Here is a 21,870-nt window from a genome sequence, read left to right as displayed (position 1 = left end):
AGGTCAGGCTGCGTCAGTTCAGGCGGCGGAACACCGGCACGCTGCCGGAATTGTCGAAGAAGGGCACGCCGGGCTGATCCTGACCGGCGAGGAGGGCCGAGACTTCGGCCAATGCAACTTCGGTCACGAAGGGAAGGTCCAGCTGGCGAACCGTGGCCAGCGGCACCCAGTGCAGGTGGCTGAGTTCGCCCGAGGCGCCGGCGAAGGTTTCGGCATCGCCGCTGGCCTGGTCGGCCGGGGCGAGGAAGAAGCGGGCATCGAAGCGGCGTGTGCGTCCGGGCGGCGTGATGGCGCGAAAGACAAAGCGCATCCGGCCCTGGGGCGCGAAAGCGAGGCCGGTTTCCTCGGCCAGTTCGCGCAGGGCGGTGCCGGTGAGCGTTTCGGGCGCCGGCCCGTCGGTGTTGAGCCGCAGCCGGGCGGCGCAGAGATCGGAGAGGGGCAGGGGATCGGCGCGGTCGCCCGGATCGACGCCGCCGCCGGGAAAGACGTATTTCGAGGGCATGAACACGGCGGCGGCGCCACGCTGGCCCATCAGCACCTGGGGCCCCGATGGGCCGGGGCGCCAGAGGATGACGGTGGCGGCGGGGCGGATCGGTTCGGACATCGTCTATTCGGCGGGCACGGAGGCGCCGAAGCCGTGCATCCGCTTGGCCCATTGCACGGCCACCATGGCCCCCTTGAGCCGGGGCAGGAGCCAGAGCGACAGCGCCACGGTGCCGACCGAGAAGACCGAGGCGAGCACGAGCGGGTCGGGCCGCCACTTCATGAAGACGAGGAGGATGAGCGGCGCCATCAGATGCCCCACGATCAGGATCGTCATATAGGCGGGGCCGTCGTCGGCGCGGTGGTGGTGCAGTTCCTCGCCGCAGACGGGGCAGCTGTCGCGGACCTTGAGATAGCCCTTGAGCATGGGGCCGGACCCGCAGTTCGGGCAGCGCCGGCGCCAGCCGCGAAGGAGCGCGGGTTGCAGCGGGCGGTCTTCGTCGGGCAGGGGCGGAAGCGGCAGGCTTTGGGTGGTCATGGCGATCATGGTGCTTGGACAGGGGAGGCGAGGTGTCCGCTGCTGTGGGGCAACCATCGTCAAAGCGATGTCTAGGACATTTTTTCGGCCGAGTCGAAGGGGGGCGCATGGTCGCGTCGGGATGTCGCAATCCCGTGATGTGCCGGTGGCGACGGAAGTGGCGGGGGCCGGCGTTTGTCCTTTCGAAGAAGCGGCGCAGGGCTGCTTTGACAAGACGATGAGGAAAACGCGATGTCTGTGAAATCCACGATCAGCATTCTGGCGATTGCCGCTGTTGCCGCTGCCGCGCTGGCGAGCGGTTCCCTGGCCCAGCAGGCGCAGGGGGCGGGCACCGGTGCGCAGGCCGGTGTGGTGCAGGGCGAGGGCGCCGGAGCCGAAGGCGCACCGGGCATGGGGCCGATGGCTGGCCTGGGCAAGGGCATGGGTCCGATGGGCGAAGGGCGCGGCATGGGGCCGGGCATGGGCCTTGAGGAGAGCTTTGCCGTGATCGACACCAACAAGGACGGGCAGGTCACGATGGAGGAGATCACCGCCTGGCGGGCGGGCCGCGTGGCCTCGGTCGACGGGAATGGCGATGGCAAGCTGAGTGCCGAGGAACTGGCGGCCGCGCGCATCGCCGATGTGACGGCGCGCATTCAGGCGCGGACCGCGCAGATGGTGGCGATGATGGATGCGGACGGCGACGGGCTTCTGTCGGCCGCTGAGATGGACACGCGGCCGATGCCCGAGATGATCTTCGCGCGGGTGGATGCCAATGACGACGGCGCCATCACCGAGGCCGAACTGGGGGCGATGCAGGACCGCATGGCGCATCGGGGCGAAGGCAAGGGCCATGGCCGCGGCGGGCACGACCGGGGCGGGCACGACCGGGGCGGCGAGGGCCGCGGCTGGGGCTGGTGGAACTGAGCTGAGATCCTCTGCCCCCGGGTCGGTACTGGCCCGGGGGCGGGGATGCGGATATGCGATGTCGGGATGACCATGCCGCGCGACCTTGATGCCGAAGTGCCGGACGAGGCCCTATTGGTGCTGTATGCCAACGGGGACCGGGCGGCTGCTCGGCTGCTGACCCTGCGGCTGGCGCCGCGGGCGCTGGGCTATGCGGCGCGTATCCTGTCGGACCGGGCCGAGGCCGAGGATGTGGCGCAGGAGGCGATGCTGCGGCTGTGGCGCGTGGCGCCGGAGTGGCGGCAGGGCGAGGCGCAGGTCTCGACCTGGCTTTACCGGGTGGTGACGAACCTGTGCACCGACCGGCTGCGCGCCCGGCAGCGGCGGGGTCCGCAGGGCGCGGCGGAGGAGATGGACGCGGTGGCCGATGCGGCGCCCGGTGTCGAGGCGCGGATGATGGGGGCGGACCGGATGGCCGCCCTTGACTCGGCGCTGGCGGCGCTGCCGGAACGGCAGCGTATGGCTGTGGTGCTGCGGCACATCGAGGAAATGACCAACCCCGAGATCGCCGCGGTGATGGAGATCGGGGTCGAGGCGGTGGAAAGCCTGGTGGCACGGGGCAAGCGGGCCCTGGCCGCGCGGCTGGCGGGGCGCCGGGAGGAACTGGGCTATGCGGACGGAGTCTGAGATGACGGAACTGGACGATCTTTTCGCCGAGGCGCGGCGGACCGGCCCGGACGCATCCGAGGCCTTCATGGCGCGGGTTCTGGCGGATGCGCTGGCCGAGCAGCCGGAGCCTGCGCGTGTCGTGACGACGCGCCAGGCGCAGGCGCCGCAGCGGATGGGGCTGTTCGACTGGCTGGCGGGGGTCTTCGGTGGCGGGGGTGTTCTGGCTGGCCTGGGCGCGGTTGCTGCGGCGGGGCTTCTGGTGGGCTATGTCCAGCCGGCGCCGGTGACGGCGGTGGCGGGGGTGTTCCTGACGGGGGCCAGCATCGAGACTGTGGAACTGATCCCGAACCTTTCGGGCCTTGTGGAAGCGGAGTGAGAGATGAGCGAGACCCAAGCTGCCCCTCCGGTGCCGTCGCGGCGTGGCCTCAAGATCGCCCTGGCGGTTTCGGTCGCGCTGAATCTGGCGGTGGCGGGGCTGGTGGCCGGTGCGGTCCTGAAATCGGGGCCGATGCGCGACCAGATGGTGCGAGACCTGGGGTTCGGACCCTTTGCCGAGGCGCTGTCGGACAGCGACCGGAAGGAGCTTCGCCGGGCCTTCGTGGACCGCAGTCCCGGCCTGCGCGACCTGCGCGAGACGCTGCGCAAGGACATGGCCGGCGTTCTGGCGGCGCTGCGGGCGCAGCCCTTCGATCCGGCGGCCTTGCGCGCCGCGCTGGAGGTTCAGACCGAACGGCTGACCGGGCAGATGCAGATGGGCCAGCTGTTGCTGGCAGAGCGCATCGATTCGATGTCGGAGGCCGAGCGGTTGGCCTTTGCCGACCGGCTGGAGGAGTCGATGAAACGCGGGCGCGGGAAGAAGGACGACAAGTCCGATGGCGGCAAGGGGAAGGACGACTAGGCGGCAGGAGAGGGCCGCCTGATGGGGGGTATGTGGCGCTTCACGCCGCGGTGCGGCCCACCGTGACCTGGTTGCGACCGGACGACTTCGATTCCAGAAGTGCGCGGTCGGCGCGGTCCATCACGATTTCCGGTTCTTCGTTTCCGGCGGGTCGCCCGATGGCGAGGCCGACCGAAACGGTAACCTGAATTTCGGTTCCGTCGCCAAGGCGCACGGGCGCGGCCTCGATGGCGTGGCAGAGCGCGGCGGCGCGCTGTTCCGCCTCTGCCCCGTCGATGCCGGGCAGGACGAGCAGGAATTCCTCGCCGCCGATGCGGGCAAGCAGGCCCGCATCGACACAGAAGCCACGCAGGCGACGCGACACCTCGACCAGGACGGAATCGCCCGCCGCATGGCCGAAGCAATCGTTCACCAGCTTGAACCGGTCCAGATCGACGACCATCACCGCGAAGGGCTGGCCGTTGGCGCGCCCCCGGTCGGCGATGGCCGCCAGGCGCGGCATGGCATAGCGGCGGTTGTGCAGGCCGGTCAGCGGATCGACATGGGCAAGGCGGAGGCGGTCTTCCACCGTCATGCGCGCGCGGTCGGATTGGCGCTTGCGATGGATCAGGCGCTTCAGCCGCATCGCGGATTCGCGCCCATCCAGCCCCGTGGGCCAGAGATCGTTGACGCCCACGTCATAGGCCACGGCGACCGGGGGGGGCGCGCGGAGCGGTAGGATCAGCGCGATGGCGATGTGACGGGTGGCGATCCGGCTGCGCAGTTCGGCGACGAACTGGAGGGCCGAGGCGGGATTTTCGGGTTCGCAATCCAGCACCAGCGCATCGGGAACCGGGTCGCCGGGGCGGCGTTCGCCCAGAAGCTCGCCCCGTGTCATCACGGCGATGCGGTCCGAGAGATGGGCGCCGATGTCCTTGCGCAGGCGCAGCGCGGTTTCAGGGCGGGCGGTGACCAGCCCAACGAGGGCGGGCCGGTCGAAGGCGGCGCCGCCCTCGGCCAGGCCGGAGACGGGCAGCCCCTCGATCGCGGGGGTTTCGCAGCGGCTGCGCAACAGGCTGCGCAACCGGGCGAGCAGGGACTGTTCGTCGGTGGACTTGTCCAGGATGGCATCGGCCCCGGCGGAATAGACCGCTGTGCGGTCGAGCGGCGTGGCCGGGTCGCTGAGCACGACGACGGGCAGATCCTCGGCCGGGAGAAGGGCGCGGAGCCGGGACAGGAAGCCAGTGACGCAAAGATCGGGAAGCTGGGCATCGAGGATGACGAGATCGGGGCGTTGCAGGGCGGCCTGAAGGCCGGCACGGCCGTCTGCCGCAAGATCGACGTCATAGCAGGCGCCCTGCAGGCGCGAGCGCAACAGGATGCGGTTGATTGCGACGCCCTCTACAATGAGTATCCTGCCCGCCATAGCCGCCGCCCGTGCCTGTTCGCCGTTCCACTCTTCGGAGCATCTGGTTAAGAAATCCTTTCCAACCTGGTAACGGGAACGGGAGCCACAAGCAGGGGAGGCGGAAAATGACCGATGCGCGCAAGGATGCGGCCGAGGCGCTGGCGCTTCATGCGCTGGGCTGGATGGTCGGCAATGCGCCGGTGCTGGAGGCCTTTCTGGGGGCAACGGGGGCTGCGCCCGACGATCTGCGCGCGAGGGCGGCGGATGCGGGCTTTCTGTCCTCGGTTCTGGATTTCCTTCTGACGGACGATGCCTGGGTTGTGGCGTTCTGCGACGACATGGGCCTGCGCTATGAAGAGCCGATGCAGGCGGCTGTGGTCCTTGGCGGGGCGCGGCACCGGCACTGGACCTGAGCATTCTTGCCTTTGGTCCTTGGCGCGACCATGGTGGCGCCGCCTGAAAGCGGAGGAAACGGCATGGACGGCATCGTCTTCGACAAGGACGGCACGCTTTTCGACTTTCGCCGGTCCTGGGGAGTCTGGGCCGTGGCCATGCTGAATGCGCTGGCCGAGGACGAGGCCCATGCGCGGCGCATGGGCCAGGCGGTGGGCTATGACCTGGCGACCGGTGTGTTCGACGCCGACAGCCCGATCGTGGCCGCGACCAATGCCGATATTGCCGAGCGACTGGTGCCGCATCTGGGCGGGCAGAGCCAGGCCGAGATTCTGGCGCGGCTGGACGAGATGGCTGTCGAGGCGCCGATGATTCCGGCAACCGACCTGCCGGCGGTGTTTGCCGCGCTGCGCGGGCTGGGGCTGAAGCTGGGGCTGGCCACGAACGACGGCCAGCGCGCGGCGCGGGCGCATCTGCAGGCGCATGGCGTGGACGGCTTCTTCGACTTCATCGCCGGGGCGGATTCGGGCCATGGCGCAAAGCCCGAGCCTGGGATGCTGCTTGCCTTCGCGCGGTCGCAGGGGCTGGATCCGGCCCGCGTGGCCATGGTGGGCGACAGCGCGCATGATCTTGTGGCGGGCCAGGCGGCGGGCATGGTGCCCGTGGCGGTGCTGACCGGGATCGCCGGGGAGGCCGAGCTTTCGGGGCTGGCCGAGGCGGTGCTGCCCGACATCTCGTATCTGCCGGGCTGGGTGCAGGCGCGCCGCGCCGGCTGAGGCGGGCGAAAAACGACGCATCCTTGTCGTCAACGCGCGGCGTTTGCGGCGCGGGTCGGTTCAGATTGGCGGCAGAGCCAGCCCAGGAGAGCCGCCATGACCGAGGAACCCGCCAGAAAGCGCCGCGCCGGTGGCCGCGCGGGCAACAAGGCCCGGGCCGGAACGGCGGTGATCGACCAGATGCCCTGGCGGATTCCGGTGAACCCGGACCGTCCGACCGAGCCTCTGGACGCCGAGGCCGTGCAGCGCGTCCACAAGACGGCCATGCGCATCCTGCGCGATATCGGCATCGAGATGCTGAACCCCGAGGCGGTGGCGCATCTGAAGGCGGCGGGCTGCATCGTGAACGGCACCAATGTGCGGTTCGACGAGGAGTTCGTGATGGAGATGGTGCGGCGGGCGCCGTCCAGTTTCACCATCACGCCGCGCAACCCCGAGCGCGAGATCGTGCTGGGCGGCAAGCACATGGTCTTCGTGAACGTGTCCTCGCCGCCCAACTCCTGGGATCTGGAGCGCGGCAAGCGGTCGGGCGATTTCGCGACGTTCAAGGATTTCATGCGGCTCACGCAGTATTTCAACTGCATTCATGTCGCGGGGGGGTATCCGGTGGAGCCGGTGGACATCCATCCGAGCGTGCGCCACCTGGACTGCCTGTACGAAAAGCTGACGCTGACCGACAAGGTCTGCCACGCCTATTCGTTGGGCGCCGAGCGCGTCGAGGACGTGATGGAGATGGTGCGGCTGGCGGGCGGGCTGACGGACGAGGAGTTCGTGGCGAAGCCCCGGATGTACACCAACATCAACTCGGTCTCGCCCCTGAAGCACGACTATCCGATGCTGGACGGGGCGATGCGGCTGGCAAAGCGCGGGCAGCCGGTGGTGGTGACGCCCTTCACGCTGGCCGGCGCCATGGCGCCGGTGACCATGGCGGGGGCAGTGGCCTTGTCGCTGGCCGAGGCTTTGTCGGCCATCGCGCTGTTGCAGTACATTGCGCCGGGCTGTCCGGTGGCGATCGGCACCTTCACGTCCAACGTGGACATGAAGTCGGGCGCGCCGGCCTTTGGTACGCCGGAATACATGCGCGCGACCCAGATGACGGGACAGCTGGTGCGGTTCTATGGCGTGCCGATGCGGGCGAGCGGGGTTTGCGCGGCGAACGTGCCGGATGCGCAGTCGATGTGGGAGACCTGCAATTCGCTGTGGTCGGCGGTGCAGTCGGGGACCAATCTTGTCTATCACGCGGCCGGCTGGCTGGAGGGCGGGCTGATCGCCAGCCCCGAGAAGTTCGTGATGGACTGCGAAGTGCTGCAGATGATCCAGCGGTATTTCGAGGAAGCGACCTTCGCCACCACCGACGAGGACCTGGCCTTCGACGCGATCCGCGAGGTGGGGCCGAACGGGCATTACTTCGGCGTGCAGCACACGCAGGACCGCTATTCCACCGCCTTCTACGCGCCCTTCGTGAGCGACTGGCGGAATTTCGAGGCTTGGGCTGCGGATGGCGGTATCTGGACGCCCGAGCGGGCGCACCGGACGTACAAGGCGATCCTGGAGGAGTTCGAGGCTCCGGCCATCGACGGGGCGGCGCTGGAGGCGTTGCAGCGGTTCGTGGCGAAGCGCAAGCAGGAGGGTGGGGCGCCCACCGATTTCTGAGGCGCCTGCGGCCGGTGGCCGGGGGCCTTGCCCACGGAGACCCGGAGTGTTTTCGCCTGGATGAAGCTGGGGTTTGCGCGATGGAACGTCTGGTCTGGCTGAACGGGGCCTTCGTGCCCGAGGCGGAGGCGGCGCTGCCGATCCGGGATCTGGGGCTGATCTATGGCGAGGCGGTCTTCGACACCGCGCGCACCTTCGGCGGGCGGCTGTTCATGGGGGCGGAGCATGTGGACCGTCTCTACCGCAGCCTGGAGGCGGTGCGCCTGCCCGAGCCGATGCCCAAGGCCGAGCTGCTGGCGCTGACGGAGGAATTGATCGCGCGCAACGCGCGGGCGTTGCGGCCCGGCGAGGACTGGTGGGTGACGCAGCGCATCACCGCCGGCTTGCGCCCGCTGGATGGCGAGGCGCTGGAGCGCGAGGGGCCGACGGTGCTGATCGAGTGCACGCCTCTGCCCCTGCGGGCACGGGCGCGGTTCTTCCGCGAGGGCATTCCGGCGGCGCTGGCCCGTCGGCCGCGCACCCCGCCCGAGGCGGTGCCGCCCCATGCCAAGACGACGAACTATCTGAACATGATGCTGGCGCAGCGCGAACTGGACGAGACCCGGCCCGGTGCCTGGGCGATCCTGCCGGACATGACCGGCAACCTGGCAGAGGGCGCGGGCTGCAACGTCTTCTTCGTGAGGGACGGCACGGTCATGACGCCGGCCGATACCGTGGCCTTGCCGGGAGTGACGCGGGCGGTGGTGATCGACCTGTGCCGGGAATTGAAAGTGCCGCTGCGCATCGGCGCGGTTATGCCCGATGAGGCACGGGCGGCGGACGAGGGGTTCCTGACCTCGACCAGCCTGTGCCTGTGCCCGCTGCGCAGCTTTGACGACACCGCTTTCCCGGTGCCTGGCCCGGTGACGGCACGGCTGATGGCGGCCTTTTCGAAGCGGGTGGGCTTCGACTTTGTCGCGCAGTATCTTGCCTTCGACACGGGCGGGGCGGCGCACAGCGGGCTCTGACAGTTCGGAGGAACGGATGGAGCGCATTCTGGGACAACGCGGCGCGATGGCGCTGGCGGGCGCGCTGGCGGGTGTCTGCCTCTATGCCCTGGGCGAGCTGTTGTCGCGCGACCTGCTGGCGGAACGTCCGGCGCTGATGGCGGTGGTCTTTGCCGGGGTGTTCTTCGCCGATCTTCTGGCGCTGGCGGGCCCGTTGAGCCTGAAGCGCGCGGCCCTGGGCGCGGCGCCTGTGGCGCTAGTCACCGCTGTCATGCTGGGCGTGGCCTCGCTGCGCTTTGACACGGTGGATGCGCTTTTCGGGTCCATCCTGCCGCTGTTCGCCGCGCTGGTGCTGGCGCTGGTGCCCTTGCCCTTCATCGTGGCGATGGCCGGGCCGGGGTGGAACGACTACCGCACGCTTTTTTCGCAAAGCTGGGGCGTCGTGGTGCGGACAGGCGCGGCCTGGCTGTTCGTGGGCGTGATCTGGGTGGTGATCTTCCTGTCGGATGCGCTGTTGCAGCTTGTCGGCATCGACGTGCTGCTGGACTTCGCCCTGATCCCTCCGGTGGCGACGGTGCTGACCGGGGCCGGGTTCGGCCTGGCGCTTGGCGTGGTGAACGACATGGGCGACACGATTTCGCCCTGGCTTGTGCTGCGGCTATTGCGCACGCTTTTGCCGGCGGTTCTGGTGGTGATTGTCGTCTTTGTCGTGGCGCTGCCACTGAACGGGATGACGGCGATCTATGGCCGAATTTCTGCGGCCCTGATCATGCTGACCATGTGCTGCGTTGCCGCGACATTGGTGACGACTGCGGTGGACCAGTCGGACGACGAGGCGGCGAAGGGCCTTGTCATGCGGGGGGCGGCACGCATTCTGGCGCTGATCCTGCCGGTGCCGGCGGCGCTTGGCGCCTGGGCCGTCTGGATGCGGATCTCCGAATACGGGCTGACGCCGGACCGGCTGTTCGTGGCGGTGATCGCCGGGCTGGGTCTGGGATACGGTCTGTTCTATGCCCTGGCCGTGTTGCGCGGGGCAGGCTGGATGGCCCGCATCCGGCAGGCGAACGTCTGGATGGCGCTGGCGCTCTTGGCCGTGTCGTTCCTGTGGCTGTCGCCGGCGCTGGACGCCGAGGCAATTTCAGCCCGCAACCTGGAGGCGCGGTATCGCGCCGGAACAGTGTCGGCCGAGCGGCTGGATCTGGCCGCGCTGGACGGTTGGGGGCGGGCCGGGGCCGCGGCGCGGGCGCGGCTGGAAGACCTGTCGCGCGAGCCGGGGCAGGAGGCGCTGGCGCTACGGCTGGCTGGAGCGCCGGTGGAGGGCGATCCGGCGGTGGCGCCTGACCTTTCGGTGGCGCGTGCCGATCTGGCCGCGGTCCTGCCGTTGCAGCCCGAGGGCGCGACCTCGACCCGCGACCTGATCCTTGACGGATTGTCGGAGATGGAGCTTTCCGACTGGGCGGTGTCTTGCAGGACGGTTCTGGACAGCGGTGCGCCGGGCTGCGTGATGGTGGTGGCGGATTTCTGGCCGGATGTGCCGGGGGATGAGGCGCTCGTGCTGCGCCGGATGCCGGGCGGCTGGGTGAATGCCGAGGGCTTCGGCCTGCGCTACGGGCTCATGGACCGGCATGGCGTGAGTTCGATCCTGGGCCTGTCGCTGGATCTGGCGGGGGGCGATGCGCTGATCGAGACCCTGCAGAAGGGGCCGCCGGTTCTGGCGCCGGTGCGGATGAACCAGTTGGGTGCGGGCGACGAGGGGCTGATCATCCTGCCGTGAGGCGGCTTTGCCTTCTGTTAAGCCCCGCGGCCTAGCATCCGGGCGAATCGCGGGGCATTCCGGTGCATGGACTCATCAACAGGGCGATCCAGTCCTTTCTGGCCGATACCTATGGGGCGGAGGTCTGGGCGGTGATCGCGCGCGAGGCGCAGGTGCCGGTGGGCGGGTTCGAGGCGATGCTGTCCTATGACGTGGCCATGACCGGCGACATGCTGGATGCGGCGGAATCCGTGCTGGGTCGGCCTCGGGAAGGCATACTGGAGGATCTGGGCACCTATCTGGTTTCGCACCCCAACCGCGAGGGGTTGCGGCGGCTTCTGCGCTTTGGCGGGGTGACTTTCCTCGACTTCCTGCATTCGCTGGAAGATCTGCCGGACCGCGCGCGGCTGGCGCTGCCCGATCTGGAACTGCCCGACATGCTGCTGACCGATGCGGGGGGCGACAGGTTCATGCTGACCTGCCATTCGCCGTTTGCGGGGGCGGGGTATATTGCGCTTGGCCTTCTGCGGGCGATGGCGGATGATTACGGGGCCTTGGTGCTGTTGGATCATCTGGGGACCGGATCGGATGGCGAAGTCTTGGCGATCCATCTTCTGGAACGGCGCTTTGCCGTGGGACGCCGGTTCAACCTGGCGGCGGAGGCCTGAATGACGGCCGAGCGTCCGGTGAACCTGCGGCTTGGGCCGGCTGCGCTGAACGGGCTGATGCCCATGCATGTGGCCCTGACGGCGGAGGGCCGGATCTCTTCTGTCGGGCCGACCATTGCGCGGCTGGCGGGCAATCAGCCTCTGGTGGGGGGCTGGTTCTTCACGCTGTTCGAGGTGCGGCGTCCCGGTGGCGTGCTGGCGATGCGCGACCTGATGGCGCGTGCGGGCGAAACGTTGCACCTGTCTTTCCGGCCGCATACCGAGATCGGGTTACGGGGGCTGGCGTTGCCGTTGGCCACGGGGAAGGGCATGGTGATGAACCTGTCCTTCGGCATCGGCGTGACCGAGGCGGTGAAGGTCCATGCGCTGACGGATGCCGATTTCGCGCCGACCGACCTGACGGTGGAGCTGCTTTACCTGATGGAGGCGAAGTCGGCCGTGATGAACGAGCTGCGCGCCCTGAACCGCCGGCTGGACGGGGCGCGCAGCCGGGCGGAGGAGCAGGCGCTGACCGATACGCTGACGGGTCTGCGCAACCGGCGCGGCGCCGAGGCGGAACTGGCCCGGCTGGTGGCGACGGGGCAGCCCTTCGGATTGCTGCACCTGGACCTCGACCATTTCAAACAGGTGAACGATTCGTTCGGTCATGCGGCCGGGGATGCCGTTCTGTCCGAGGTGGGCAGGATCCTGCGGTCGGTCACGCGCAAGGGCGACACCGCGGCGCGGATCGGCGGGGACGAGTTCCTGCTGGTGCTGCCGGCCTGTCCGGATATCGACACGCTGACCGCCGTGGCGCGGCGGGTTCTGTCCCGGCTGCAGAAACCGGTGGATTTCGAGGGGCAGCCCTGCCGGATCGGGGGCAGCATCGGGCTGGTCATGTCGGCCGACTATGATCCTGCCGATGTGGACCGGATGATCGCCGATGCGGATGCGGCGCTTTATGCCTCGAAGCGGGCGGGGCGCGGCCGGGCGACGGCGGGCGGGCCGGGCGCGGGCGGGGTGGACCTCTCTGCCGCGGGTGCGTAACCTGCCGGCAGTCCAGGGAGGTTACGATGCGCTGCGTCTTCGTCCAGTTCCGCTGTGTGCCCGGCAAGACCTATGAGGTTGCCGATGCCATCTATGACCGCGAGGTGGTGAGCGAGCTGTATTCGACCAGCGGCGACTATGACCTGATCGCCAAGATCTATGTGCCCGAGGACGAGGATGTGGGACATTTCCTGTCTTCGCGCCTGTTCGACATTCCGGGCATACAGCGCACGCTGACCACGATGACCTTCAAGGCGTTCTGAGCCGTGGGCGAGGATGTCGCCGCGACGTTTTCGCGCCATGCCAGGGGGTATGACGCGGCGCGGCGGCGGCTGATCCCCTGTTTCGACGATTTCTACGGCAGCGCGATCGCGGCGCTGGACGATCTGCCGGACCCGCTGACAGTTCTGGACCTTGGCGCGGGGACGGGGCTCTTGTCCGCGCTGTTGCTAGAGCGGCGGCCCGATGCGCGGGTGCATCTGACGGATGCGTCGGACGGGATGCTGGAGCAGGCGCGCGGGCGGCTTGGTCAGCGCGCGGGAGTGAGCTTTGGTCTGGCCGACATGGCGTCGGCCGATCTGGGTGGACCCTGGGATGCGGTGATCTCGGCGCTGGCGATCCATCACCTTGACCATGCGGGCAAGCGGGCGCTTTTCGGGCGCATCCGTCGGTCGCTGAAGCCGGGCGGCTGGTTTGTGAACGCCGAGCAGGTGATCGCACCCGACCCGGTTTCCGAGGCGCGGCAGATGGCGCGATGGTACGACGCAATCCGGGCGGCGGGACTGTCCGAGGCAGAGGTCGATGCCGCGACCGAACGGATGCGGCATGACATCAGCGCCAGCGTGGAGGACCAGCTTTCATGGCTGCGCGCGGCAGGCTTCCGCGAGGTGGATTGCCCCTATCGCAACGGCCGCTTTGCCGTGCTGTGCGGGCGGGTCTAGAGCGCATCTGTTTCAGCCAGGTACACTTGCTTGAGAGAGATGCTGGACAATCCCAACGGCCTGTCTGGCCTGGATTGGTTTCGATCTGAACCGGACTGAAGGCAATCCGCGCTAAAGCCAGCGGTCTCGGTCGGTGCCCACGGCCTGCGCCACCGAGGCGAAGCCGTCGCGCGCAAGAAGGGCGTCCAGCCCGCGGGCAATTTCGGTGGCAAGCGAAAGGCCCTGATAGACCATGGCGGTATAGAACTGCACCGCGGACGCCCCGGCGCGGATTTTGGCATAGGCGTCTTCGGCCGAAGAGATGCCGCCCACACCGATCAGCGGCAGGCGGCCCTCGGTCAACTGCGACAGCCGTGCCAGCACCTGGGTCGAGCGGGCGAAGAGCGGCGCGCCGGAGAGGCCGCCCGTCTGGTCGCGGTCGGGGCTGGTGAGTCCGTCGCGTGAGAGGGTGGTGTTGGTGGCGATGATCCCGGCGACGCCCGACGCCAGCGCCACCTGGGCGAGGGCTGCGAGATCTTCGGGCGAAAGATCGGGCGCGATCTTGAGGAAGACCGGGATCGGCCGGGGCAGGCGGTCGCGCGCCGCCATCACGCCGGAGAGCAGCGCCGCGAGTGCCTGGGGCCCCTGAAGGTCGCGCAGCTTTTCTGTGTTGGGCGAACTGACATTGACCGTGGCGAAATCGACATGCGGGCCGCAGTGGGCCAGCACGGTTGCGAAGTCGGCGGCGCGGTCGGTGCTGTCCTTGTTGGCGCCAAGGTTCAGGCCCGCGGGCACCGTGCCCCTCGGGCGGGTGGCGAGGCGGGCGGCGATGGCCACCATCCCCTGGTTGTTGAAGCCGAAGCGGTTGATCGCCGCGCGGTCCGCCGTCAGGCGGAAGAGCCGAGGCCTTGGATTGCCGGGCTGGGGCCGCGGCGTGGCGGCGCCCACCTCGATGAAGCCGAACCCGGCGCGCGACAGCGGGGCGACGGCCTCGGCGTTCTTGTCATAGCCTGCGGCAAGGCCGACCGGATTGGGCAGGTCCAGTCCGGCAAGGCTTGTTCGCAGCCGCGGCGAGGTCACGGGGCCGGGAACCGGCACGAGCCCCGCGCGCAGGGCGCGAATCGACAGCCCATGCGCCGTTTCCGGATCCAGCCGGTGCAGGGCGGCTAGGCCCAGACGTTCCAGGGACGTCACCAGAGGCCCTCGGGGAATATGTGTCCGGTTGCGCCGAGCGGGAGCGACTTGTCCCAGACCACCTCGTCCAGTCGCAGGGGGCGGTAGAGATGCGGGAAAAGCTGTCCGCCGCGCGAGGGTTCCCACTTCAGGGCCGGGCCGAGCGCATCGGGATCGACGGCCACCAGCACAAGGTCGCTTTCCTGCGCGAAGTGGCGGGCGGCGGTCTCTGCCACCTGGGCCGGGGTAGAGAAATGGATGAACCCGTCGGCAAGGTCGACGGGCGCGCCGGCCGTGATGCCCTGCGCACGGAAGGCATCCCATTCGGGTCGGCGGAGGATCTTGAGGATCAACATCTGCCCTTCCTGCCGCGACGCAGCGCCTTGGTCAATGCTTCGGTCAGCTGCGGGACGACGGTTGGCCGGGCCATTTGGTTGATTGTTGGGCAAAGCGCGATTAGGATGCCACAGCAGACCCGGTTCGCGCAGCTTTGCCTTGTGCGATTGGCTGCATTGGACTATGACCTTACGCTAACGAAGCCCTTGAACAGCAAGCTGGAGTCCAAGATGCGCATTTCGATTGCAATGGCACTTTCCCTGGCGCTCATGGCCGGCACCGCCGCCCAAGCGCAGAACACCACCCCCACCCAGACGCAAACGCCGTCTGGCCAGAACGGTCTTGGCGGTCTGTCGCCTACGGCTGCAGCCGGTATCGCGGGCGGCCTTCTGATCCTTGGGCTGATCATTGGCGGCGGCGGCGACGGCATCGGCGATGCGTCGACCACGACCACGACCACCTCTCGCTGATCGGGCTGGCTTGGCCCGGGTTTGACGGGCAAAAGACGCTTTGGATAGCTTGATGATCGCGTCACTTAATGGTGGCGCGATCTTTCTTTTGTGGCACGGTGACGTCGGGAGAGTCGGCCCCGGGTTCTTGGCCGGGCGCTTTCCGCCAGCCACACAGGAGTTTCCCATGTCGCAAGCCCGCCGCAATTCGCTTTTCCTTGCCGTCGCCCTTGCCACCAGTGCAATCACGGCACCGCTTGCCGCCGAAACCGTGAAGATCACGCTGCTTGGGGTGGGTGACGTCTACAACTTCACAGAAGATGATGGCCGCGGCGGCTTTGCCCGGATGAATGCGGTGGCCCGGGCGGAAAGGGCCGCGAATCCCAACACCATTTATGTGTTCGACGGCGACATGCTTTCGCCGTCGCTGCTGTCCGGCTTCGACCTTGGGCAGAACACCATTGACCTCACGAACATCGTGCCCTTCGACCTGGCGGTACCGGGCAACCACGAGTTCGACTTCGGCCCCGAGAACTTTACCGAAAAGATGAAGGCCTCGGCCTACCCCTGGGCGGCGATCAACATCACCCGCGATGACGGCACGCCCATCGAAGGGCTGGGCGGCGTGATGATGAAGGAGGTGGCCGGGCTGAAGATCGCGCTGGTCCCCGTGGCGCAGGACACGACGCCGGAGGTGTCGTCTTCGGGCAGCCTGAGCTTCCTGCCCACGGTCGAAACTGCCGTGGCCGCCGCCAAGGGCGCGCGCGAGGGCGGGGCCGATCTGGTGGTGGGCGTGGTGCAGACGCCCTGGGACAACGACCGCCAGCTGATCGCCTCGAAGGCGTTTGACGTGATCCTGTCGGGCGACGACCATCTGTACACGACCTACTACGACGGCATCACGGCTTATGTCGAAACCTCGGTCGATGCGCGGTATCTGTCGCCGGTGGATCTGACCGTCGAGGTCGAGGAGAAGGACGGCAAGCGCACGATCAGCTGGGTGCCGAACTTCCGCTTCATCGACACGGCGATGGTGGAGCCAGACCCGGAAACGGCAGCCAAGGTCGAGACCTATGCCAAGTTCCTGGACGATACGCTGAACGTGGTGATCGGCACCACCGAGACGCCGCTGGACAGTCGACGCAACGTGGTGCGGGGCGAGGAATCGAGCATGGGCAACCTGATCGCCGACGCGATGCGCGCCCAGACCGGGGCGGATGTGGCGATCATGAACGGCGGCGGCATCCGGGCGGACCGGACCTATGATGCCGGCACGCAGCTGACGCGCCGTGACATGCTGACGGAACTGCCCTTCGGCAACACCACCCAGGTGACGGAACTGGAGGGCAAACAGATCCTTCTGGCGCTGGAAAACGGCGTGAGCCAGGTGGAAAAGGGCGCGGGCCGCTTCCCGCAGGTGTCGGGGATGGCCTTCGTCTATGATCCGGCGAAGGAGCCGGGGTCGCGTATCGTGTCGGTGACCGTGGGCGATGCGGCCCTGGACCCGGCCAAGACCTACAAGGTGGCGGTGAATGACTACATCCTGGGCGGCGGCGACGGTTATGACGCGCTTGGCGCGGGCGTGATGCTGACCAATGCCGGGGGTGGCGGGCTCGTGGCGCAGGATGTCATGACCTATGTGGAAAAGTCCGGCACGGTCTCGCCCAAGGTCGAGGGCCGGATCAAGACCGTCGGCCAATAAGGACGTCGCCCCCGGGAAGCCGGGGGCGAATTTTTTCTGATGTGCGGCCGGCTGACGATCACCCACCCGAACGAGGCGCTGGCGGCGCTGTTCGATGCCGTCATGGGCAACGACCTGCCCCAGGGCGCGCGGTTCAACGTCTGCCCGACCCAACCCCTGGCCGTGGTGACCAGCGAAGGTGGTACCCGGCGGCTGAGGGCGATGCGGTGGGGCTTCGTGCCGGCCTGGTACAAGACGCCGACCGACGGGCCGCTGATCATCAACGCGCGGTCAGATACCGTGGCGGTGAAGCCCGCGTTCCGCGAGGCGGTGCGGACCCGGCGCTGCATCGTGCCGGCTTCGGGGTTCTATGAGTGGCAGGCGGGGCCGAAAGGCGAGCGGCTGCCGTGGTACTTCACCCGCGCCGATGGCCAGCCGATGGCGCTGGCCGGGATCTGGCAGCACTGGGAGCGCGACGGCGAGGCCATCGACAGCGTGGCCACCGTCACCACCGAGGCGGGGCCCGGCATGGCCGGGGTGCATGACCGCGAGCCGGTGATCCTGGAGCCGGCGGATTGGCCCCTGTGGCTGGGCGAGGCCGGGCATGGCGCAGCGGTTCTGATGCGGGCCACGGCGCGCGGCGTGCTGGCAAGGCCCTGGCGCGTGGATGCGAAGGTGAACTCCAACCGCGCGAGCGGGCCAGAGCTGATAGCGCCGCTGGAAGCCTAGCCGTCCGCGGGTCGCCTGATGGGCAACGGCATTCTGGCGTCGCCTTGCGCGAGAAGCCTGGGGCGGTGTTGGGAAGCGAAGCACAACAGTCAAGCGCCTCGACGCTTGAGCAGTGGTTTGGGCGGACAGGGATTGGCGGAGAGGGTGGGATTCGAACCCACGGTGGGCGCAAACCCACAACGGTTTTCGAGACCGCCCCGATCGACCACTCCGGCACCTCTCCGCGCTTGGGGGTCGTCTGGGCGGTGTCTCTAGCGGGGGGCGCAGCGGGGTGCAAGGGCAAATCGACAGGGCATTCACGTCCTGTTGCGGGGCGGTGGCTTGGCAAGCAGGGCAGGGGCGGCTAGCTCTGGGGAAAGGATCGCGGCAAGAGGATAGATCGACGATGAAGCTGCGTGCCCTTCTGGTCGCCTTGTTGGTCGGACTGGCGGCTCCCGCCGTGCCGGTCCTTGCCGAAAGCCCTGCCGCGGCGCCGGCAGCGGATACCTATGACCTCTTGCGCATCCCCGAACTTTTGGAGGTGATGCGGGAAGAAGGGATGGACTACGGCCAGACCCTCGCCGAGCAGTTGTATGATAACCCCGACGAGCCGGGCTGGGCCGAGACCGTATCGGGTATCTACGAAACCGGGAGGCTTGCCCGGGTGTTCCGGGCCGAGTTCGACCGGATGCTGGAGGGGGACGAGGCGACGCGGGCGGCGGCGGCGGCCTTCTTCGGGACGGAGCCGGGGCAGACCATTCTGGGGCTGGAGATCGAGGCGCGGCGGGCGCTTCTGGACGAGCCGGTGGAAGAGGCGGCGGCGCTGGCCTTCCAGGACATGGCGGACCGGCGCGATCCGCGGGTGGCGCTCCTGGAAGAGTTCGCGGACATCAATGACCTGGTGGAGGCCAATGTGGCCGGTGCTCTGAACGCGAACCTGGCCTTTCTGAAGGGGATGGCGGCGGTGGGGGGCGGGGCACAGGACCCGGAGACGCTTCTGGCCGATGTGCGGGGGCAGGCCGAACAGGTGCGGGCCGAGACGGTGGACTGGCTGTTTCCCTTCCTGGCGCTGGCCTACCAGCCGCTGTCGGACGAGGATATGCGGGCCTATATCGAGTTTTCGAAGGGGCCGGAGGGGCAGCGGCTGAACCGGGCGCTGTTCGCGGCCTTCGATGTCCTGTTCTCGACGGTCTCGGCCGATCTGGGCCGGGCGGCCGGGCTGGAACTGAGGGGGCAGGATATCTGACACCTCTTGCCATTCGGGGGTGTCCGAGGGGCGTCCGAGCTCGGACGCCTCGAGCGTCTGAATGATTTCAATGGCTTGCCGGCGCGCGTCAACGATTTGGCAAGATGTGCGCGGCCAGGGGCCGCGCGTGAGCTTGCGTCCTTTCGCCCGCGGCAAGCAGACGAAAGAGCGAGGTTGGGGGCGTCCCGCCTCCCGTCGCCGCAAGGCGCGGCGACTGCCTCTTGGAAGATCCTGGGCAAAGAGGATGGGCAGGGGCCGGTGCTTGCCAACGCCTACGGCATCGGCGATGACATCGCGCAACATGCGCTTTGGAGGACAACATGATCGTCTATGGCATTGCCACCTGCGACACGACCAAGGCGGCGATCAAGGCCCTGCAGCGGGCGGGGCGGGAAGTCACGTTCCGCGACATCCGGGCCGAGCCGCTGAGCGAGGCCGAGATTGCCCAGATCGTGGCCGAGTTCGGCAGCCGCGCGGTGAACAAGCAGTCCACCACCTACCGCAGCTTCACGCCCTTCCTGCGCGAGGCCGAGCCCGAGGCGCAGATCGCGGCGCAACCCACGGTGATGAAGCGTCCTGTGATTCAGGACGGCGCTGTCTGGCATCTGGGCTGGGACGACACCGTTCAGGGCGCGCTCGGCCTTTAGGGCCAGTTGCACCTTCGCAAGAAATGCACGCCGTTCCCATGCACGGAAAACACGATCACGGGCCGGAGCGAGGCGCTCCGGCGTCTGGTTCGCGCGGGTCGGCAGGTGCCGCCCGGCGTCAGAGCAGGCGCAGGTCGCTGGCCGAGGAGCGGCCGTCGCGGCCCGACTGAAGCTCGTAGGCGATCTTCTGGTTGTCGTTCAGGCCCTTCAGGCCGGCACGTTCCACCGCAGAGATATGCACGAACACGTCCTTGCCACCGTCATCGGGGGCAATGAACCCATAGCCCTTGGTGGAGTTGAACCATTTCACGGTGCCTGTCGGCATTCCGCCGTCTCCTATGTCAACTTTCCCGCAGCACCATTGCCGCGGGCCGTGCAACCAGGTCTTCCGAGCGGTCCGGCTGCCTTTCGGGTCGGGAGGCGGTCGAAATGTCTGTCGTCACTGGGTGGGAAGGATGCCGAATCGTTGACGAAAATCAAGCACGTTCACCGGACGGCCCGGCAAGGGCCGTCCGGCGTCGTCGTCAACATGCCCAGGGGAGCGCCCAGAAGGCACCCAGCCAGCCGATTTTCCGGCGTTCAGTGGCCTGCGGGAGGCAGCGCATCCAGGCCGAATTCGGCGATGGCGACGTCCAGGCTCTTCACCTCGGTCCGGGTCTCGCCCAGTCGTCGGATCGAGACGGTGCGCTCCTCGACTTCCTTCAGGCCGATGGCCAGGATGACCGGCACCTTGCCTACGGAATGTTCGCGGACCTTGTAGTTGATCTTCTCGTTGCGCACGTCCGCCTCGGCCCGCACCCCCGCCTTGCGCAGTTCGGCCACCACCTCGTGTACGTAAGGGTCGGCATCCGAGACGATAGAGGCCACCACCACCTGCCGGGGCGCCAGCCAGAAGGGCAGCTTGCCGGCATAGTTCTCGATCAGGATGCCGATGAAGCGTTCGAACGACCCCAGGATCGCGCGGTGCAGCATGTAGGGCCGGTGCTTGGCGCCGTCCTCGCCCACATATTCCGCGCCAAGCCGCGTGGGCAGGTTCGGGTCCACCTGGAAGGTGCCGCACTGCCATTCACGCCCGATGGCATCGGTCAGCTTGAAATCCAGCTTCGGGCCATAGAAGGCCCCGTCGCCGGGGTTGATCTCGTAAGGCAGGCCCAGATGTTCGATGGCCGCCGTCAGCGCGCCCTCGACCTTGTCCCACTGTTCATCCGTGCCGATGCGCACATCGGGCCGGGTGGACAGCTTGATGTCGAACTTGTCGAAGCCAAGGTCGCGGTAGACCGAGGAGAGAAGCGCAATGAAGTTCGCGCATTCGCTTTCGATCTGGTCTTCGGTGCAGAAGATATGCGCGTCGTCCTGAGTGAAGCCGCGCACCCGCATCAGCCCGTGCATCGAGCCGCTCGACTCGTAGCGGTGGCACGACCCGAATTCGGCCAGCCTGAGCGGCAGGTCGCGATAGGACTTGAGCCCCTGGTTGAACACCTGGACGTGGCAGGGGCAGTTCATCGGCTTCAGCGCGTTGATGCGCTTTTCCTTTGCCCCTTCTTCGTCGACCTCCACGATGAACATGTTCTCGCGGTAGGCCTCCCAGTGGCCCGACTTTTCCCACAGGATGCGGTCCACCACCTGCGGCGTGCGAATTTCCCTGTAGCCCGCGTTGCGCAGCCGGCCGCGCATGTAGTCTTCCAAGGACCGCCAGATCTGCCAGCCGTTCGGATGCCAGAACACCATGCCCGGCGCTTCGTCCTGCAGGTGGAACAGCTCCATCTCGCGGCCGATCTTGCGGTGGTCGCGCTTGGCGGCCTCTTCCAGCATGGTCAGGTGGGACTTCAGATCCTCGCGGTTGCGGAAGGCGAGGCCATAGATGCGTTGCAGCATCGGACGGCTGGCATCGCCCAGCCAGTAGGCGCCGGCCACATGCGTCAGCTTGAAGGCATCGGCGGGCACTTGCCCCGTGTTCTGCAGGTGCGGGCCGCGGCAGAGGTCTTGCCAGGGCCCGTGCCAGTACATCCGGATCGGCTCGTCGCCGGGGATGCGGTTGATCAGCTCGACCTTGAAGGGCTCGTTCTTCTCTTCATAGAAGCGGATCGCCTCGGCGCGGCTCCACACCTCGGTGCGGACGGGATCGCGGGCGTTGATGATCTGCTTCATCCGCGCCTCGATCAGGCCCAGGTCTTCCGGCGTGAAGGGTTCGGCGCGGTCGAAGTCGTAGAACCAGCCGTAATCGCGCACCGGGCCGATCGTGACCTTCACATCCTGCCAGATCTCTTGCACCGCCCGCGCCATGATATGCGCAAGGTCGTGGCGGATCAGTTCCAGAGCCTGCGGCGCATCCTGCATCGTATGGATGGCGATGGAGGCGTTCTGCGTGATCGGCCATTGCAGATCCCAGTGCGCGCCGTTCACCGTGGCCGAGATCGCCTTCTTGGCAAGGCCAGGCGCGATGGAGGCCGCAACTTCGGCTGCAGTCACGCCAGAGGCGTAATCGCGCATGGCGCCATCGGGAAATGTCAGGGAAATCTGGCTCATGGCCGGCTCCTCGTCGGTTTGGCGCCCACGGAACGCCCGGTTGCGGGTATGGTGGCGCTTCTTGGCAAG

Annotated in this window: 25 protein-coding genes and 1 tRNA gene; 18 read left to right on the top strand and 8 right to left on the bottom strand. The window is 67.9% G+C overall.

The features are described 5' to 3' along the window. Window positions 1-13: 13 nt before the first annotated feature. Both JO391_RS12150 and JO391_RS12145 read right to left on the bottom strand, forming a co-directional pair. The gene (locus JO391_RS12150) at window positions 14-604 is read right to left on the bottom strand and encodes an NUDIX hydrolase (RefSeq protein ID WP_220660753.1); all 591 of its coding nucleotides are present in this window, start codon (window positions 602-604) and stop codon (window positions 14-16) included. Window positions 605-607: 3 nt separating this feature from the next. Further along, a complete protein-coding gene (locus JO391_RS12145; protein WP_220660752.1) occupies window positions 608-1,021 on the bottom strand; it encodes a DUF983 domain-containing protein in 414 nt (137 codons plus the stop codon). A gap of 231 nt (window positions 1,022-1,252) precedes the next feature. Here JO391_RS12145 and JO391_RS12140 point away from each other — a divergent pair, with 231 nt between their 5' ends. The 4 genes from JO391_RS12140 (at window position 1,253) to JO391_RS12125 (ending at window position 3,473) form a co-directional block, all read left to right on the top strand. Continuing rightward, entirely contained in the window at window positions 1,253-1,927 is a 675-nt protein-coding gene (locus tag JO391_RS12140; RefSeq protein WP_220660751.1) for an EF-hand domain-containing protein, read from the top strand. A gap of 66 nt (window positions 1,928-1,993) precedes the next feature. Then, the gene (locus tag JO391_RS12135) at window positions 1,994-2,593 is read left to right on the top strand and encodes an RNA polymerase sigma factor (RefSeq protein WP_220660750.1); all 600 of its coding nucleotides are present in this window, start codon (window positions 1,994-1,996) and stop codon (window positions 2,591-2,593) included. Between the two features lies 1 nt (window position 2,594). Next, the gene (locus JO391_RS12130; protein ID WP_220660749.1) at window positions 2,595-2,951 is read left to right on the top strand and encodes a dihydroorotate dehydrogenase; all 357 of its coding nucleotides are present in this window, start codon (window positions 2,595-2,597) and stop codon (window positions 2,949-2,951) included. A 3-nt stretch (window positions 2,952-2,954) separates the two neighbouring features. Continuing rightward, the gene (locus tag JO391_RS12125; protein WP_220660748.1) at window positions 2,955-3,473 is read left to right on the top strand and encodes a periplasmic heavy metal sensor; all 519 of its coding nucleotides are present in this window, start codon (window positions 2,955-2,957) and stop codon (window positions 3,471-3,473) included. A gap of 40 nt (window positions 3,474-3,513) precedes the next feature. Here the strand turns inward: JO391_RS12125 and JO391_RS12120 are convergent, their stop codons facing one another. Beyond that, window positions 3,514-4,878 (bottom strand): diguanylate cyclase domain-containing protein, encoded by a 1,365-nt coding sequence (locus JO391_RS12120; protein ID WP_220660747.1) that lies wholly within the window; start codon window positions 4,876-4,878, stop codon window positions 3,514-3,516. 107 nt (window positions 4,879-4,985) lie between these two features. Between JO391_RS12120 and JO391_RS12115 the strand changes: the two genes are divergently transcribed. From JO391_RS12115 to JO391_RS12075, 9 genes are all read left to right on the top strand, one after another. After that, window positions 4,986-5,273, top strand: a complete 288-nt coding sequence (locus JO391_RS12115; RefSeq protein ID WP_220660746.1) for a DUF3572 domain-containing protein — start codon at window positions 4,986-4,988, stop codon at window positions 5,271-5,273. 63 nt (window positions 5,274-5,336) lie between these two features. After that, window positions 5,337-6,029, top strand: a complete 693-nt coding sequence (locus tag JO391_RS12110) for an HAD family hydrolase (protein WP_220660745.1) — start codon at window positions 5,337-5,339, stop codon at window positions 6,027-6,029. Between the two features lie 96 nt (window positions 6,030-6,125). Further along, a complete protein-coding gene (locus tag JO391_RS12105; protein WP_220660744.1) occupies window positions 6,126-7,682 on the top strand; it encodes a trimethylamine methyltransferase family protein in 1,557 nt (518 codons plus the stop codon). Window positions 7,683-7,762: 80 nt separating this feature from the next. Continuing rightward, window positions 7,763-8,689, top strand: coding sequence for an aminotransferase class IV (locus tag JO391_RS12100; protein ID WP_220660743.1), 927 nt, complete (start codon window positions 7,763-7,765; stop codon window positions 8,687-8,689). Between the two features lie 16 nt (window positions 8,690-8,705). After that, on the top strand, window positions 8,706-10,442 hold the full coding sequence (locus JO391_RS12095) for a DUF4153 domain-containing protein (protein ID WP_220660742.1): 1,737 nt from the start codon (window positions 8,706-8,708) through the stop codon (window positions 10,440-10,442). A gap of 62 nt (window positions 10,443-10,504) precedes the next feature. Next, window positions 10,505-11,089, top strand: coding sequence for a heme NO-binding domain-containing protein (locus JO391_RS12090; RefSeq protein WP_220660741.1), 585 nt, complete (start codon window positions 10,505-10,507; stop codon window positions 11,087-11,089). Beyond that, complete coding sequence (locus JO391_RS12085) at window positions 11,090-12,115, top strand: GGDEF domain-containing protein (RefSeq protein WP_220660740.1); 1,026 nt, start codon at window positions 11,090-11,092, stop codon at window positions 12,113-12,115. Window positions 12,116-12,141: 26 nt separating this feature from the next. Then, complete coding sequence (locus JO391_RS12080) at window positions 12,142-12,378, top strand: Lrp/AsnC ligand binding domain-containing protein (RefSeq protein ID WP_220660739.1); 237 nt, start codon at window positions 12,142-12,144, stop codon at window positions 12,376-12,378. 3 nt (window positions 12,379-12,381) lie between these two features. Then, window positions 12,382-13,056 carry a class I SAM-dependent methyltransferase gene (locus JO391_RS12075; protein ID WP_220660738.1) on the top strand — a complete coding sequence of 225 codons (675 nt, stop codon included), beginning with the start codon at window positions 12,382-12,384 and terminating at the stop codon, window positions 13,054-13,056. 111 nt (window positions 13,057-13,167) lie between these two features. On the opposite strand, the gene JO391_RS12070 is transcribed toward JO391_RS12075, so the two are convergent. After that, the gene (locus JO391_RS12070; protein ID WP_220660737.1) at window positions 13,168-14,229 is read right to left on the bottom strand and encodes a quinone-dependent dihydroorotate dehydrogenase; all 1,062 of its coding nucleotides are present in this window, start codon (window positions 14,227-14,229) and stop codon (window positions 13,168-13,170) included. Next, the gene (locus JO391_RS12065; protein WP_220660736.1) at window positions 14,226-14,564 is read right to left on the bottom strand and encodes a DUF952 domain-containing protein; all 339 of its coding nucleotides are present in this window, start codon (window positions 14,562-14,564) and stop codon (window positions 14,226-14,228) included. The genes JO391_RS12070 and JO391_RS12065 overlap by 4 nt, the downstream gene beginning before the upstream one ends. Before the next feature lie 210 nt (window positions 14,565-14,774). On the opposite strand from JO391_RS12065, the gene JO391_RS12060 reads away from it, so the two are divergent. The 3 genes from JO391_RS12060 (at window position 14,775) to JO391_RS12050 (ending at window position 17,403) form a co-directional block, all read left to right on the top strand. Beyond that, window positions 14,775-15,014 (top strand): hypothetical protein, encoded by a 240-nt coding sequence (locus JO391_RS12060; protein WP_220660735.1) that lies wholly within the window; start codon window positions 14,775-14,777, stop codon window positions 15,012-15,014. A gap of 166 nt (window positions 15,015-15,180) precedes the next feature. Further along, window positions 15,181-16,695, top strand: a complete 1,515-nt coding sequence (locus JO391_RS12055) for a bifunctional metallophosphatase/5'-nucleotidase (RefSeq protein ID WP_220660734.1) — start codon at window positions 15,181-15,183, stop codon at window positions 16,693-16,695. A 39-nt stretch (window positions 16,696-16,734) separates the two neighbouring features. Next, window positions 16,735-17,403 carry an SOS response-associated peptidase gene (locus tag JO391_RS12050; RefSeq protein ID WP_220660733.1) on the top strand — a complete coding sequence of 223 codons (669 nt, stop codon included), beginning with the start codon at window positions 16,735-16,737 and terminating at the stop codon, window positions 17,401-17,403. Between the two features lie 133 nt (window positions 17,404-17,536). Here JO391_RS12050 and JO391_RS12045 read toward each other — a convergent pair. Further along, window positions 17,537-17,626, bottom strand: a tRNA-Ser gene (locus tag JO391_RS12045). 162 nt (window positions 17,627-17,788) lie between these two features. Between JO391_RS12045 and JO391_RS12040 the strand changes: the two genes are divergently transcribed. Both JO391_RS12040 and JO391_RS12035 read left to right on the top strand, forming a co-directional pair. After that, window positions 17,789-18,628 (top strand): hypothetical protein, encoded by an 840-nt coding sequence (locus JO391_RS12040; protein ID WP_220660732.1) that lies wholly within the window; start codon window positions 17,789-17,791, stop codon window positions 18,626-18,628. 320 nt (window positions 18,629-18,948) lie between these two features. Beyond that, window positions 18,949-19,275: an arsenate reductase family protein gene (locus JO391_RS12035; RefSeq protein ID WP_220660731.1), complete on the top strand. Its 327-nt coding sequence runs from the start codon at window positions 18,949-18,951 to the stop codon at window positions 19,273-19,275. Between the two features lie 118 nt (window positions 19,276-19,393). On the opposite strand, the gene JO391_RS12030 is transcribed toward JO391_RS12035, so the two are convergent. Then, complete coding sequence (locus JO391_RS12030) at window positions 19,394-19,600, bottom strand: cold-shock protein (RefSeq protein ID WP_220660730.1); 207 nt, start codon at window positions 19,598-19,600, stop codon at window positions 19,394-19,396. 254 nt (window positions 19,601-19,854) lie between these two features. Further along, the gene (thrS, locus tag JO391_RS12025; RefSeq protein WP_220660729.1) at window positions 19,855-21,801 is read right to left on the bottom strand and encodes a threonine--tRNA ligase; all 1,947 of its coding nucleotides are present in this window, start codon (window positions 21,799-21,801) and stop codon (window positions 19,855-19,857) included. Window positions 21,802-21,870: the final 69 nt, after the last annotated feature.

It is taken from the genome of Neotabrizicola shimadae (assembly GCF_019623905.1).
Taxonomy (GTDB): Bacteria; Pseudomonadota; Alphaproteobacteria; order Rhodobacterales; family Rhodobacteraceae; genus Neotabrizicola; species Neotabrizicola shimadae.
The sequence above is the reverse complement of the archived record's forward strand: the minus strand, read 5'-3'. Positions and strand labels throughout refer to the sequence as shown.

Bases quoted from the DNA above. Each gene is read 5' to 3' on its own strand.
- JO391_RS12055 (WP_220660734.1), top strand. From the start codon at position 15,181: ATGTCGCAAGCCCGCCGCAATTCGCTTTTCCTTGCCGTCGCCCTTGCC.
- JO391_RS12145 (WP_220660752.1), bottom strand. From the start codon at position 1,021: ATGACCACCCAAAGCCTGCCGCTTCCGCCCCTGCCCGACGAAGACCGC.
- JO391_RS12115 (WP_220660746.1), top strand. From the start codon at position 4,986: ATGACCGATGCGCGCAAGGATGCGGCCGAGGCGCTGGCGCTTCATGCG.
- JO391_RS12050 (WP_220660733.1), top strand. From the start codon at position 16,735: ATGTGCGGCCGGCTGACGATCACCCACCCGAACGAGGCGCTGGCGGCG.
- JO391_RS12035 (WP_220660731.1), top strand. From the start codon at position 18,949: ATGATCGTCTATGGCATTGCCACCTGCGACACGACCAAGGCGGCGATC.
- JO391_RS12125 (WP_220660748.1), top strand. From the start codon at position 2,955: ATGAGCGAGACCCAAGCTGCCCCTCCGGTGCCGTCGCGGCGTGGCCTC.
- JO391_RS12085 (WP_220660740.1), top strand. From the start codon at position 11,090: ATGACGGCCGAGCGTCCGGTGAACCTGCGGCTTGGGCCGGCTGCGCTG.
- JO391_RS12105 (WP_220660744.1), top strand. From the start codon at position 6,126: ATGACCGAGGAACCCGCCAGAAAGCGCCGCGCCGGTGGCCGCGCGGGC.
- JO391_RS12130 (WP_220660749.1), top strand. From the start codon at position 2,595: ATGACGGAACTGGACGATCTTTTCGCCGAGGCGCGGCGGACCGGCCCG.
- JO391_RS12135 (WP_220660750.1), top strand. From the start codon at position 1,994: ATGACCATGCCGCGCGACCTTGATGCCGAAGTGCCGGACGAGGCCCTA.
- JO391_RS12040 (WP_220660732.1), top strand. From the start codon at position 17,789: ATGAAGCTGCGTGCCCTTCTGGTCGCCTTGTTGGTCGGACTGGCGGCT.
- JO391_RS12065 (WP_220660736.1), bottom strand. From the start codon at position 14,564: ATGTTGATCCTCAAGATCCTCCGCCGACCCGAATGGGATGCCTTCCGT.
- JO391_RS12080 (WP_220660739.1), top strand. From the start codon at position 12,142: ATGCGCTGCGTCTTCGTCCAGTTCCGCTGTGTGCCCGGCAAGACCTAT.
- JO391_RS12060 (WP_220660735.1), top strand. From the start codon at position 14,775: ATGCGCATTTCGATTGCAATGGCACTTTCCCTGGCGCTCATGGCCGGC.
- JO391_RS12095 (WP_220660742.1), top strand. From the start codon at position 8,706: ATGGAGCGCATTCTGGGACAACGCGGCGCGATGGCGCTGGCGGGCGCG.
- JO391_RS12110 (WP_220660745.1), top strand. From the start codon at position 5,337: ATGGACGGCATCGTCTTCGACAAGGACGGCACGCTTTTCGACTTTCGC.
- JO391_RS12030 (WP_220660730.1), bottom strand. From the start codon at position 19,600: ATGCCGACAGGCACCGTGAAATGGTTCAACTCCACCAAGGGCTATGGG.
- JO391_RS12150 (WP_220660753.1), bottom strand. From the start codon at position 604: ATGTCCGAACCGATCCGCCCCGCCGCCACCGTCATCCTCTGGCGCCCC.
- thrS (WP_220660729.1), bottom strand. From the start codon at position 21,801: ATGAGCCAGATTTCCCTGACATTTCCCGATGGCGCCATGCGCGATTAC.
- JO391_RS12100 (WP_220660743.1), top strand. From the start codon at position 7,763: ATGGAACGTCTGGTCTGGCTGAACGGGGCCTTCGTGCCCGAGGCGGAG.
- JO391_RS12120 (WP_220660747.1), bottom strand. From the start codon at position 4,878: ATGGCGGGCAGGATACTCATTGTAGAGGGCGTCGCAATCAACCGCATC.
- JO391_RS12140 (WP_220660751.1), top strand. From the start codon at position 1,253: ATGTCTGTGAAATCCACGATCAGCATTCTGGCGATTGCCGCTGTTGCC.